13 protein-coding genes and 1 pseudogene are annotated in these 12,870 nt (G+C 61.3%); 7 read left to right on the plus strand and 7 right to left on the minus strand.

Annotated elements, in window-relative coordinates:
• Positions 1 to 226 (plus strand): annotated as a pseudogene (locus BHD07_RS14100) (IS481-like element ISRm20 family transposase); the annotation flags it as partial.
• Positions 227 to 473: 247 nt separating this feature from the next.
• Here BHD07_RS14100 and BHD07_RS14105 read toward each other — a convergent pair.
• The 5 genes from BHD07_RS14105 to exoT form a co-directional block, all read right to left on the minus strand.
• Positions 474 to 998 carry a GNAT family N-acetyltransferase gene (locus BHD07_RS14105; RefSeq protein WP_100670374.1) on the minus strand — a complete coding sequence of 175 codons (525 nt, stop codon included), beginning with the start codon at positions 996 to 998 and terminating at the stop codon, positions 474 to 476.
• Positions 991 to 1,281 (minus strand): type II toxin-antitoxin system TacA family antitoxin, encoded by a 291-nt coding sequence (locus BHD07_RS14110; protein ID WP_018097027.1) that lies wholly within the window; start codon positions 1,279 to 1,281, stop codon positions 991 to 993. Before BHD07_RS14110 ends, BHD07_RS14105 begins: the two co-directional genes overlap by 8 nt.
• Before the next feature lie 146 nt (positions 1,282 to 1,427).
• Positions 1,428 to 1,685, minus strand: a complete 258-nt coding sequence (locus tag BHD07_RS14115) for a hypothetical protein (protein WP_324763764.1) — start codon at positions 1,683 to 1,685, stop codon at positions 1,428 to 1,430.
• A gap of 19 nt (positions 1,686 to 1,704) precedes the next feature.
• Complete coding sequence (locus BHD07_RS14120) at positions 1,705 to 2,280, minus strand: thermonuclease family protein (RefSeq protein ID WP_275599051.1); 576 nt, start codon at positions 2,278 to 2,280, stop codon at positions 1,705 to 1,707.
• 375 nt (positions 2,281 to 2,655) lie between these two features.
• Positions 2,656 to 4,140 carry a succinoglycan biosynthesis transport protein ExoT gene (exoT, locus tag BHD07_RS14125; protein WP_338280984.1) on the minus strand — a complete coding sequence of 495 codons (1,485 nt, stop codon included), beginning with the start codon at positions 4,138 to 4,140 and terminating at the stop codon, positions 2,656 to 2,658.
• 124 nt (positions 4,141 to 4,264) lie between these two features.
• Between exoT and exoW the strand changes: the two genes are divergently transcribed.
• Entirely contained in the window at positions 4,265 to 5,224 is a 960-nt protein-coding gene (exoW, locus tag BHD07_RS14130; RefSeq protein WP_338280985.1) for a succinoglycan biosynthesis glycosyltransferase ExoW, read from the plus strand.
• 113 nt (positions 5,225 to 5,337) lie between these two features.
• Positions 5,338 to 6,288, plus strand: a complete 951-nt coding sequence (gene exoV, locus BHD07_RS14135; protein WP_338280987.1) for a succinoglycan biosynthesis protein ExoV — start codon at positions 5,338 to 5,340, stop codon at positions 6,286 to 6,288.
• Here exoV and exoU read toward each other — a convergent pair.
• Together exoU and exoX are read right to left on the minus strand one after the other, a co-directional pair.
• Positions 6,279 to 7,307 (minus strand): succinoglycan biosynthesis glycosyltransferase ExoU, encoded by a 1,029-nt coding sequence (exoU, locus tag BHD07_RS14140; RefSeq protein ID WP_338280989.1) that lies wholly within the window; start codon positions 7,305 to 7,307, stop codon positions 6,279 to 6,281. The two genes, exoV and exoU, sit on opposite strands and share 10 nt — an antisense overlap.
• Before the next feature lie 133 nt (positions 7,308 to 7,440).
• Entirely contained in the window at positions 7,441 to 7,737 is a 297-nt protein-coding gene (exoX, locus tag BHD07_RS14145; RefSeq protein WP_004434938.1) for an exopolysaccharide production repressor ExoX, read from the minus strand.
• 770 nt (positions 7,738 to 8,507) lie between these two features.
• Here exoX and exoY point away from each other — a divergent pair.
• The 4 genes from exoY to exoZ are packed head-to-tail and all read left to right on the plus strand — an operon-like array spanning position 8,508 to position 12,826.
• Positions 8,508 to 9,188, plus strand: coding sequence for an exopolysaccharide production protein ExoY (exoY, locus tag BHD07_RS14150; protein WP_100670362.1), 681 nt, complete (start codon positions 8,508 to 8,510; stop codon positions 9,186 to 9,188).
• Positions 9,189 to 9,241: 53 nt separating this feature from the next.
• A complete protein-coding gene (gene exoF, locus BHD07_RS14155; protein ID WP_100670360.1) occupies positions 9,242 to 10,507 on the plus strand; it encodes an exopolysaccharide production protein ExoF in 1,266 nt (421 codons plus the stop codon).
• Between the two features lie 7 nt (positions 10,508 to 10,514).
• Positions 10,515 to 11,822, plus strand: a complete 1,308-nt coding sequence (locus BHD07_RS14160) for an O-antigen ligase family protein (protein ID WP_338280998.1) — start codon at positions 10,515 to 10,517, stop codon at positions 11,820 to 11,822.
• Complete coding sequence (gene exoZ, locus BHD07_RS14165) at positions 11,819 to 12,826, plus strand: exopolysaccharide production protein ExoZ (RefSeq protein ID WP_338280999.1); 1,008 nt, start codon at positions 11,819 to 11,821, stop codon at positions 12,824 to 12,826. Before BHD07_RS14160 ends, exoZ begins: the two co-directional genes overlap by 4 nt.
• Positions 12,827 to 12,870: the final 44 nt, after the last annotated feature.

The following is a 12,870-nucleotide window of genomic DNA, read 5'->3' on the forward strand; positions in this document are numbered from 1 at the left end:
GGTCGTCCGCACCGTCCCCAGCACCAAGGCCTATGTCAGCTTCAAAGGCCGCAAGTGGAAAGTCCCAAAGGCCTTCTGCGGCGAACGCATCGCCATTCGCCCGCTCGACACGGACGGGCGATACGGCGTCTTCTTCGCTGCCCTCCGCATCGCAGCCATCGACTTGACAACCAAGCAATCCGTCAGTGATCTATCCGAACAGGTGTCAGCTATCTCCCCGGGCTAAACACTCGTCACAGGGATCCAGCAGCGCCGCGTCGGCGGCGCGGGAAGCGTTCTTTCAGTCCAAGGACTTGGTCTGGCTGGATTCCTGTGACAAGCGCAGGAATGAGGAATTCAACAAGCGGCGGCGGGTATTCGATCTCAACAGGCCTGAGGGCCGTGCAGTCGGCAGAGCTAGGCCAAGGTCGCTATCGGGCTTCAGCGATCTTTTGGCTTTGCGGAGACGGTCTCGTTGTTCCTTTTCTGATCGGCTATTCGCCCTGCGCGGCATCCAGAGCGTCGATGATGGTCTTGAATGGCAGGATCAGGCTAAGGGGGCTGCTGTCGAGCAGCGGCATTGCGCCGAAACGCTCGTACCAGCACGCCGCCTTCTCGTCCTTGGCGTCGATGGCAAGCGCCACCCCACCGACCTGCGCGGCAACGGCAAGCGCTCGCGCACCGGCTGCCAGCAAAAGATCGCCGCCAAGCCCCCGACCCTGCAGCGGAAGCGCCACCGCCAGACGGGCAAGCCGATACACGGCGACCTCGTAGCGGCCCAATCCTTTGGTCAGGGGGGCGGGGACTTTTGCGAAGGCAATTGAAGCGGGGCTGATGGAATAGTAGCCGAGTATGGTTTCGGGCGCGGTTGGAGCCACCGCCACGAAGGTCTTGGAGCCGCCGCCTTCGTGGTTCTGACGGGCGTGCCGGCGTAGATACTCGTTCAGTTCCGGCGTGCCGCAATCGAACGCCTTGCGGTCATGGTGGCGTCCGATAGGTTCCTCCCGCCAGTCAAGCACTCTTGCCGTCTCGTGCGATACGGCGGCGGGCTGCGGCGAGCAGAGCCGGCGTCGGGGCCGGCGGATTTTCCAGAAGATCGAGCACGCGCAGGGAATCCCGCTCCGACAGCGAAATACGTTCCGCGTTCTCAACCACCTCGCGCGCGGCCGGCAGGACAGCGCGCATGATGAAGCTGGTTACGTCCAGCCGCTCATGGGCGGCGGCGGCGGTGAGAAGCCGCTTTTCGTCGCGCGTGGTGCGCAGTTCGATGCGGTCGTCACGATTAGCTTGCATCTGGGCCATAACGATCTCCCTTCTATATGTACGGATAATAGCCGTACCATAGAAGAATATCAAGATGACGCTCAACGGCCCTAGCCCGTGCAGTCGGCAGAGCCAGGCCATAGGTCGCTCCAAGGGCGCACGGTCCGACCTGAAATTATCGGGATTCAGCGATCCTTTGGCTTTGCGGAGACGGTCTTGGTGTCGCCTTCGCGAAGCGGCTTCGCCAGCTCGTCAACCTCGCTCTGGCGTTTTGCAGCAACCAAAGGGTCCTTCGATTTGAGTGAAGGCACGAAGATCGCCGCCAGAACACCGATCGGCCCGAGAAGACAGCCGATGAGCAGCCAGAGCAGACTATGGCCGCCTCGGACCGCCGCGACGACGGCGGTAACAATGGCGCACAGGATCCAGAGTTCTAAGATCATTGGCTCTCGTTTGCAGCCTTCAACAATTCGGCTTTCGGTTTACGCGGCCGACGCGCGCCGCGCAGGCGTGTTCGGGCTGTGCGCGCCAGATTCCGGCACCGTTCGATTTGGCAGTTTGCTGCGCGGATGCATAGAGGCCTTTGTTGTCCGTGTCGCGATCGACTGCATTGCCGGACTCGATCAACCAGCGGTTCACGTCCTTGCCATCGGCCCGGAAACACGTTCCGACGAAGCGGCCGTAACGATCCCGTCCGGCAAACTCGCAGCGGGTCGGACGGGATGCCGACAAGAATGCATCCAGGGCCGAGGCCGATTCCTTGCCGCACCGATAATCTGCTCCTCTTTCATCGAGGCAGACCTGCCACTCTTCCGGCGCGTCCACACTGTTAAGTTGGACGCGTTCACCCGCGATTTCAATAGTATCGCCGTCGATCACCGAGGCGTGACCAATGATCGGATCTGCGGCCTCGGCGTTATGGGTCATAAGAAGCGTCGCCAGAGCGGCGCCGAGTGCCCGCGCGCCGGCAGAGACCGGTCGTGCCGAGTGCGGTGCGCGCCTGCCGCCGGCAGCTACCGCGCTTTTGATGCCGATCATGCCCCATCCCCGTCCAGCCGAAATACCCGAACAGGCTAACCCAGGTGGGTGCCATTCACATCCTTCAAAACTATGGGTGAATGCCACCGCGGCGTGCATAACGGCGTGACTGAGCGCGTGTAATCGCGCGACTTTTGCTCGTCAGGCGGATGATTCGCGATGCCGCGCGGTCAGAAGACGAACATATAGAGCAGGATAATGACGATGAGGGGAACGCCCATCAACCAAAGAATAATGCCTTTCATCTCGACCATCCATGTTGTTGCCGTCGAACTGTAACGCGGCGTGCCGCAAACCGTTCCCGCGGCCGCGCCCTGGCGGTAACAAAAGGGCGGGACGACTCGTCCCTTTTTCTCAACAGTCGGGCTCGTCTGACTATTCGGCGGCTCCTGCGGGAGCGGCTCTCGGCTTGCGTGCTCGCGCCATTTCCAGGAGCCTCCGCAACAGCGATCGCTCCGTCAGAAGGATCAGAACCGTGTAGATCACGGTGCCGATGACCGTTCCGGCGACCAATTGCAGAACGGCGTTCGGCACATGGGCGCCGAAATGCTCGAGCAGGAAACGGACGACGAGCGCCATCAGCAGCGCCGCGATCATCGGCCGGCTGGATAGGAACAAGCCCTTGACGAAGGGCGTGCTGTCGGCACGAAACACCACCCAGGAGTATCCGACAAGCGTTACGGCATTGACGATGCACAGCCAGATCATCGCCTCCACCAGCGAGCCGTCGATGGCTCCGTAGGCGACCGCACCCGTTGCCGCAATCGCGCGAATCAGCGCCCACCAGAACAGGACGGCTCCCTGGCCGACCCCCTTCAGATAGGGGATGAACGTGCTGCAGGGGGTGAGAATCCCTTTCGATAGCGCGAGAAGTCCGAGGACCGGCCAGGCATAGGCCCATTGGCTCCCGAAAAGTACGAGCATCGCCGGCTCGGCAAGTGCCCAGAGGCCGAACATCATCGGCGCCAGCAGAACGGTGGTCACCTGAGTGCTAAGCATCAGCGCCTGTGATCGCCGCTCGCGATCATGCATCATCTGGCCGAAGGTTGGGAACAGCACCCCCATGACGGCGGAGAGGACGACCTGGTTCGGGATGCTCGCGAACCGGTTTGCCGCCGAATAGGCACCGGCATCGGACAGCCCGAGATAGCGGGATATGACGACCATCGGGGATTGGAAGGTGATGAAGTTCGCGATCTCGGAGCCCATCATGCCGAAACTGAAGCGGCTGAGCGCCAGAACGCGTTGCAGCGAGAATACGAAGCGCGGTGCGTAGCGGGAAACGGCATAGAGGCCGGACAGGCGCACCAGCGCCGAGACGAAAAGCTGGGCGAGCAGCGACCATATGCCGAAACCGAGCAGCGCCAGAAGGACGGCAATAACGGCACCGAGCGATTCGGAGATCATGCTCCACACGGCGTCCTTGCGGAAATTCATCCTCCGGACAAGCAGCGAATAGGCGACGTCGCCGCCGAGCTGCAGCGGGATCAGCAGGCTCATGATCCTTAGCAGGTAGGCAGCCTCCGGCGCGCCGAGCAGCGTGGCCAGAGGCTCGGCAAATATGAACAGTCCGAGCGCCATCATGAGCGCGATGGCGAGGTTTGCCCAGAAAACCGAGTGCACGGTTTCCATCTCCTCATCCTGCTGGATGACGAGTGCGGAGGTGAGGCCGGCGCCGCCGATCATGGCGAGGAACTGCACCACGGTGAGCGCAACCGCGACGGCGCCGAACTCCTCGGGAGACAGAATGCGGGCCAGAATCGGCACCGTGACAAATTTAAGCCCGAATGTCCCTGTCTTGGAAAGAACGCTCCAGCCGACGTTGCGCGTTACGGTTTTTGCGTTAACGGTTGGGGCCATTGGCGAGGATTCCGTGAAAGTCCTTTGAAGGAGGAATGCAAAGGACAAACTCTAGATATACGGCCGCGACCCGGTGGGAGGAGACCACGCAGACTCTTTTTAGAGAAACCGCAGGGGCGAAAAGATGGCGAAGCTCACAGTTGTCATTCCGTACTACCAGAAGGAACCCGGAATTCTCCGGCGCGCGCTGGCATCCGTTTTTGCTCAGACGCTCGAGGATTTCCACGTTCTCGTGATCGACGACGAATCCCCCTATCCGATAGCGGACGAGCTTGCCGGTCTCGCCCAGGAAAAAAGGGAGCGCATCACCGTCATCCGCCAGCCGAACGGCGGGCCGGGTGGCGCGCGCAATACCGGTCTCGACAATGTTCCTGCCGACAGCGACTTCGTCGCTTTCCTCGATTCCGACGACGTCTGGACGCCGGATCATCTCCTGAACGCCTATCAAAGCATGACGCGTTTCGACGCCGACTGCTATTGGGCCTCGATCACGGGCGGCGACGCCTTCTACTATCATTTCGGGGTCGCGGATCTCGAAAAGAGCGAGACGGTCACGCGCCTCTCGGAAAGTCCGCTCGTCGTCGAGCTCCCCGAGCTTCAGGACGTCATGCTGAAGAACTGGAGCTTTCTTCACATGTCCTGCATGGTGATCGGGCGCAATCTCTTCGAAAAGGTGCGCTTCGAGGCCACGCTCAAGCTTGCGGCCGAGGACGTGCTCTTCTTCTGCGACTGCGTGCTCGCATCCAAGCGCGTCGTTCTTTGCGATGCAGCGGGCGCGGTGCGCGGCGAAGGGCTCAACATCTTTCATTCGATCGATAACGACTCGCCGCAGTTCCTGAAGCAGCAGTTCAACACCTGGGTTGCACTCGACACGCTCGAAGGCCGATATCGTAACCGGCCAAAGGCGATGGAGGCGATCCGATCCTACAAGCATACGGCGCGGCGGCAGGCGCTATGGAGTCAGGCACGCCGGATAAAGCGCAGGAAACTGCCGCAATTCGATCTTCTTGCCCGCTGGCTGTGGCGAGACCCGCGATTGATCGGCAGCGCCGCCGAATTGGCGGTTGGAAAACTATCCCGCTAACTTCCTTCGGCCCGATCGGGCACGCGCTCTTGCGCTGACAACACCCGGAAATCAAGCGACGACATTTGCCGCGGCGCGTGTCGTGTCGCCTCACATTACAAACGGAGACGGTCATGAAGCCGTATTATTGGGAATCCCAGCACGGAAATTTTGGTGACGACCTCAACCTGTGGCTTTGGGATTTCCTGCTGCCCGGTTTTCGCGAAGTCCATCCGGAGACGCTGCTCGTGGGGGTCGGGACGGTCTTGAACCGCGCTCTGCTGCCCGAGGCTACCCATAAGCTCGTCATCGGCAGCGGTTTCGGCTACGGCACGCTTCCCGACATGAGCGACCCTAAGGAGTGGGATATCCGCTCGGTCCGTGGCCCGCTGACGGCTGCGAAGGTCGGCGTGGCTCCCGAGCTCGGCATCATCGATCCTGCGGTGATGGTCGCTGACCTTCCGGAGTTCCAAGACCTTCGAAAGATCTATAAAAGAAGCTTCGTACCACACTGGGAATCGGCGATCGCCGGATTGTGGCCGGCGATCTGCGACGCGGTCGGGCTCAACTATATCGACCCGCGTGGCGAGGCCAAGGACGTCATCCGAAAGATCGGCCAGTCGGAGCTTATCGTCGCCGAATCCATGCACGGCGCCATCCTGGCCGACGCGTTCCGCGTTCCCTGGACCGCGGTCAGTACGTCGCACAGCATCAACAGTTTCAAGTGGAACGACTGGGCCCAGACCCTCGGTGTCACCTACCGCCCTCGGCGGGTGCCGGTGTCGACGCGGGCGGAAGCCATGATCAAGGGTGCCCGTTTCTGGGGCATGGGTTTCCAGGCGAAGGAGCCGCAGCCGGAGGACCCGAACCGCCGGCAGATCGACGGAGACCTGGCCGTCGCCGAGCGTGAACCACGCCAGACGTCATTGCGCGCTGCCGCCAAGCGAGCGCTCGCTGCGCCGGCGACGCTGGCGCTGTGGCAGGCAAGCCGAGCGGCGCCGCAATTGAGCAGGGACAGTGCGCTGGCAGAGCGCAAGGAGCGCTTCCGCACGGTGCTCGACGGCATACGCCGGGATTATTTTTGAGGATGATCCACGGCGAGAGCCTCGAGCAGATAGCGCACTTCGCCCTTTCCACCGAGAGCGAGGGGCGCGGGCGAACCGGACGGACGAAAACGTTCGGTCTTGTCCGCAAGAATTCCGCCAACGATCGCCGGCAGTGCGGCCGGATGGGTCAGGGCGTAGCCGATTGCACGACCAAAGCCCTGCTGATTCTTGAGATCGAGAAAATGCCGTAGTTCGTAGCGGTCGCGAATGTGCCGCTCATGCCGGCGGACCGCCGCTTCGCCGTCGCTGCTCAGGCGGCTCCCTGCGAGAATTGCACGGTCCGCCTCATAGAGACGCTTGAGGTCGATCGTCCGGTGACTGCCGCTCAGCGAGTTGCCGCGGACGACGGCGGCATAGCCGCAACTGTGGATGATCTTGTAGCGTGCGCCATTGGCGAGCGCGCGAGCGTACAGATCGTAATCTTCACCGAGGCGCAGCGTCTCGTTGTAGCGCAGGCCGTGCTGGTCGAGGAAGGCGCGCCGCATCAGCGGCTTCAGAAAGCCGATTTCGCCGCGTCGCAAGCCGCGCCGCGAGATGTTTCCTTCGACGAAGCCGACAAGATCGATGAGCCGGGGAGTAGGGTCGAATCGGTCGATCCTGCCATGCGCGTTTGCCGCCTGCGCGGCATCGATGAAGGCGATGTTGTCGGCGACGAAGTCCCAGCCGTCCTGCGAAAGCAATTGGCCCAGACGTCCCGGAAAGAAGAAATCATCCGCGTCGAGCACGCCGATAAGCGGAGAATGCGAGATCGCAATCGCATGATTGCGCGCGGCCGCGGGGCCGCGGTTTTCTTCGAAGCGAACGACATTCAGCCGCCCCGTTCCGTCATCCGCAGCGCGTGCCACCGAAGCGGTATCATCGGTCGAGCCGTCATCGATGACGACGACTTCTGCCGCCTCCGGTTCGGCAAGCGCCGAAGCAATCGCGCGCGCTATGGTGTCGGCGGCATTCTTTGCGGCAATGATGATGCAGACGTCCGTCGGCGCGGCTGCGGTCATGTGAGGCCTCCAGCAAGTTATCGGCTGCCGCGCCTCAAGGGCGCGAAGGTGCCGAACCATGCCGCGCGATCATGTCGCAAACGCGTCAGGCGAAAAATTTTTTGCAAGTGCGAAGGAGAGCAGCGTCAGCCGCTCAGGAATTGAGATGATGAGGCCGGTTCAGTCTGCGCAACGAGACCTTCCCCGGTTGCTTCTCATCGTTGGCGGCTTCGGCCGTCACGAACTGCTTCTGAGAAGAAAGCCTGCGGCGCTCCCGTGCCTCTTTCCATACGAGGAACAGGACGGCGACGAAGTAGCCGACCTGAATAAGGACTGCGCAGATCAGGGTCTGAATCGCCGTCGAGGCGAGCGATCCGTTGAGGTAATAAGTTGCAACGGCAAAAGCCGCCAACGCGCCGATCATGCTCAGAAAAACACGCGGTGCGAACATGGCGCTAACCTACCTTCGGGTCTGCGATTGGGAACCTCATTAGAGTTGTTGCCCTCTCCTCCTGCCCGGCCACTATATTAGCGCCCGCTTTTCTCTTCAACCAGGAAACGCTACTTTGTTGCAGTCGAGCATACATCGGAAATCTTTCCGCCGTCTTTAAGCATTGGCTCCATTTCGCACAATTCAAACGGGTGTGATCGCGGATAAGTTCCCCATTTCGAGGGCAGTTTGACGCACGAAATGGATGCGGAGCGAACGCGGCCGTCGTGCCCCTAAAATTGCAGGGCCTTTCGTAAAGCTGTCTTGCACGCTGCCTCTAACGGCGTGTAGCCGGCCCTTTTTTCCAATCAACTTTTGTTACACCTGTTTGCGCGGGTAGCCCGAGCAACTGTGCGCCGCAATAAAATGTTGCAATGCAAAAACTGTCGAGGAAAGTTGCCGCGCGTCAATTTCGGGCGGCACTGGTCCGCCGTCCGCCAGTGCAGAATGATGCGTCTATTAACAATACTTTATAATCCGAAATAACTAGCCCTCGATGATGTTTCCGGTGTGCGATACCGCGGGGAACTATCCTGACCCTGATTTGCGCTCTCCGAAATTAACTCTTCGTAATATTTCGCGACTTTAGCTGGCTTGAAGCCTCTGGGGGAAGGGCGCCGGAGGGCTGCCATCATTCCGCCTTTAAAAAACAAATTCTGACCACACACTCACGTTAGATGAGCCCGCGTCCCACGGGACCGACAATCGCCAACGTAAATGGAGTCACCTCTATGAAGTCCGCGACTCGCTCGGCCAGTTCGCCGTTTTTTATCCCCGAGGAAACCGGGGCAGTCCGACCGATCGGGGGCATGGCAAAACGCAGTTTCGACATTCTTGCCGCCTCCGTGGCCCTCCTTCTCTTCAGCCCGCTCTTTTTGCTCATCATGGCCCTCGTCAAGTTCTCGGACGGCGGCAGTGTCTTTTATGGCCATCGCCGAATCGGTCACAACGGCCAATCCTTCAAGTGCCTGAAATTCCGTACGATGATGGAAAAGGGCGACCAGGTCCTGGAAGAGTTTTTCAGGAACAATCCCGACGCCTACGAAGAATGGCGTACGACCCGCAAGCTTCAGAATGATCCGCGTGTCACCGTTGTCGGGACAGTCCTGCGTAAGCTCAGCCTCGACGAGTTGCCGCAACTCCTCAACATCATTCGCGGTGAAATGAGCGTCGTCGGCCCCCGTCCGGTGGTCGAAGACGAACTCGAACTCTATGATTCGGCCGCCGTGTTTTATCTGCGCTCGCGTCCCGGCCTGACGGGGCTCTGGCAGATCAGCGGCCGCAACGACGTCTCCTACGCCACGCGCGTCGCTTTTGACACGCAATATGTCCAGAACTGGTCGCTTTTCGCCGACCTTGTCATTGTCTTCAAGACGATCCCTGCCGTCTGCCTCTCCCGCGGCAGCTACTGAAATCTTGGCGCCGGCCCGGCACGGGCAACGTCGAGCAACGGAAATATCCAAAAATGCAATCGAATAGACGATCAGCGAAATCCGCTGGTTCCCGCATGGCTTCCTATTTTACCCGCCTGGCGCTCCTTGCTGCACTCGCAGCCTCAGGGGCGTCGCTGGCGTCGGCCGATGAATACCGGCTCGGCGTCATGGACAAGCTTCGGGTTCGCGTGGCCGAGTGGCAAACCGCCGAAGGAACGGTCCGCGACTGGTCTGCCGTCAGCGGCGACTATACGGTGGGCCCATCCGGCAACCTTTCCCTGCCCTTCGTCGGCGATCTGCCTGCCTCCGGCAAGACGACGCAGGAGGTGGCCGAAGAGATCGGCGTCAAGATGCAGAAGCTTTTCGGCCTCAGGGATCGCCCATCCGCGTCGGTGGAGATGGCGCAATATCGTCCGATCTATCTCTCCGGCGAGGTGCAGACGCCGGGAGAATACCCCTATGCTCCCAACTTGACGGTCTTGAAGGCCGTCAGTCTCGGGGGAGGGCTGCGGCGGGCGGATAACGGCCAGCGATTCGCGCGCGACTACATCAATGCCAGCGGGGAATCCGCGGTGCAGGTTGCGGAACGCAGCCGCCTGCTCATTCGCCGCGCGCGACTGCTTGCCGAAATCGGCAAGCGCGACACAATCCCCATGCCCGAGGAGCTCAAGAACGTTCCGGACGCCGACAAGCTGCTCGCCAGCGAGATCGCGCTTATGGAATCGCGTGACAAGCGCCAGAAGCGTCAGCTCGATGCGCTTGCCGATCTGAGATCCCTTCTTCAAAGCGAGATAGAAGCACTCGCAAAGAAAGCCGAAACGCAGGCGCGCCAGCTCGACCTTGCCACCGAGGATCGCGACAAGGTCGACAGCCTTGCCGAAAAAGGGCTGGCGCTCAGCCAGCGCAAACTGTCCCTCGAGCAGCGGGTCGCAGACGTTCAGGCGTCGCTGCTGGACATCGACACCGCATCCCTCAAGGCGAAGCAGGATGCGAGCAAGGCGGCGCAGGACGAAACGAACCTCCGCAACGACTGGGATGCTCAGCTCGCTCAGGAACTGCAGAACACCGAAGCGGAGCTGGACACGCTGACGTTGAAGCTCGGCACCAGCCGGGATCTCATGACCGAGGCGCTGCTGCAGTCGGCGGATGCCGCCCAGCTCGAAGATCAGGCCGCCGAGATCACCTATTCGATCATTCGCGACAAGGACGGCAAGCCGACCGAAATCGCCGCCGACGAGAACACACCCGTTCTGCCCGGCGATGTCATCAAGGTGAATACTGCCCTGGCAATGCGGTGAGGCAGGCATGAGGATATCCAAGGCGAGCCTTGTCAGACCTGGAGCGAATGAAGTCTACGGCATCTTCGCCTTGGCCTTGTCGCTCTTCGTCTTTGCCTATTCGGCGCGCTTCGGACAGGTTTCTATCCTCGCCTATTATGGTCTGTGGCTGCCGCTCGTCCTCGTGGACTACCGCAAGGTTCTCGGCAACTACGCCAGCTATCTCTGGATATTCGCTTTCACCATCTTCGCCTGCATTTCGATCTTCTGGTCTGCGGCCCCGTCCTTGTCGCTGCGCACCGGAATACAGTATCTGAGCCATGTAGTCTGCGCGCTCATCGCGATGCGCACGATCGACACCCGCACGCTGACGCGCGGCATGATTGCGGGCGCCGCAATCGTGCTCCTCTATTCGCTGCTCTTCGGTACCTATCATTACGATCCGCTGGACGGCACCTACAGCTTCGTTGGCGCATTCGCGTCGAAGAACCAGTTGGGCTTCTACGCCTCGCTCGGCATCTATTTCGCCTTCGCGGCCGTCTTTGTGCTCGGGGAAAAGGGCCTGTGGACGGGCGCGGCAGGGGTTGCCGGATTGCTTGCCGCCTATTGCCTGCTGACGTCGCAATCGGCGACCTCCGTGTTGACGACCGCGGCCGTCATCGGTCTTTGCCTCGGGATGCGGGCGATCACGGCCTTGCGTCCCGCGAGCAGGAAGCTCCTCTTCATTGCCGCGTCGGTGTTCGGCGGCGTTGCCGCCGTCGCGATGATCTATGCCGGCGGCGTCGATCTGATCCTCGGCGCCTTCGGCAAAGATTCGACGCTCACCGGGCGCACCTATCTTTGGCAGCAGGGCATCGAGGCGGCGAAGGCGTCGCCGCTCTTCGGCGTCGGCTACCAGGCCTATTGGGTACAGGGCTTCTCCGAGGCCGAGCGGCTATGGGAGGAGTTCTATATCGGTTCGCGCGCCGGGTTCCATTTCCACAACACCTTTATCGAAGCGGTCGTGGAGACGGGCCTGGTCGGCCTGATCCTGCTTACCATGGTGCTGGTCATAGCGCTCGTCGGCCAGTTGAAGCGCCTGCTCGCGGAGGATCGCGACCCGGAGGCGATGGTGCTCTTCGGTGTCGGCGCGCTGCTCTTCGTTCGTGCCTTCGTCGAAATCGATATACTCACTCCCTACCACGTCGGATCCTTCCTATTGTACTTCACGGCGGGGAAACTGACGATACCGCGTCGCCGGCAGGCAGCGACCCTGCTCTGGCCGGCAGGATTCCATCCGGCGCCTTACGGGCGGTCTTTCGGCCCGATGATGCCGCGGCCGGGAGACGGCCATTGAAGACGATCTACGGCATTCAATATCTTCGCGCGGCTGCGGCAATCGCCGTCGTGCTCTTCCATGCTGCGGAAAAGACAGGCTATCATTTCACGATCGGAGCCGCCGGCGTCGATGTTTTCTTCGTCATCAGCGGCTTCATCATGTGGGTCATCAGCGACCGCCGATCCGTGACCCCGGTGGAATTCATCGCCGATCGCTGCCGCCGCATCGTGCCGGTCTATTGGCTCGCGACCGCCGTGATGGTCGCCGGGGCACTGGCGGGTCTGTTCCCCAATCTGGTGCTGACACTAGAACATGTTCTGGCGTCGCTGTTCTTCGTGCCCGCGCGCTCGCCGAGCAGTGGAGAGATTTGGCCTGTGCTGGTGCAGGGCTGGACGCTCAATTTCGAGATGCTCTTCTACGCGGTCTTCGCCGGCTCGCTGTTCATGCCGCGCAACTGGCGGCTGCCCGTCGTCACAGGGCTGTTCCTTGCCTTGGTGATCGTGGGCCGCGTGGTCGCCTTCGACGATCCGGTGATGCTGACCTATACGCGACCGGTCATTCTGGAATTCGTCGCCGGCATGATCATCGGGGAGTTCTGGCTGAAGGGCAGGGTACCGCCGCTCGCCGTCGGATCTGCCCTGCTCGCCTGCTCGCTCGGCGGCTTCGCTCTCATCGGTGTGCTCGGCCTGCCATTCGACGAACTGACGACCGGGCCGCTGGCGGTTCTGCTCGTCACCGGGGTGCTTTCGCTCGAGGTGAACGGCTGCGTGCGGGCGCTGCCGCTGCCGGGGCTTCTAGGAGACGCCTCCTATTCGATCTATCTCTGGCACACATTTGCGATTTCGGTCGTTGCCAAGGCAGGCCTTGCGATCGGTCTCGGCGCACCCGTGACGATGTTCGCGGGGGTTCTTTCGGGAACGCTCATAGGGATCGCTGCCTATATGATGCTCGAACGCCCGTTGCTGCGGCGCGGCCGCGCCCGGCGTGTCACGGCGGGCCCGGCACGCCGAGCGGCCGAATAGAGCAGCTCCAGGAAAAGCCCGAACGGTTTACCTGGAAGACCCGG

It is taken from the genome of Sinorhizobium sp. KGO-5 (genome assembly GCF_036245905.1).
Taxonomy (GTDB): domain Bacteria; phylum Pseudomonadota; class Alphaproteobacteria; order Rhizobiales; family Rhizobiaceae; genus Sinorhizobium; species Sinorhizobium meliloti_A.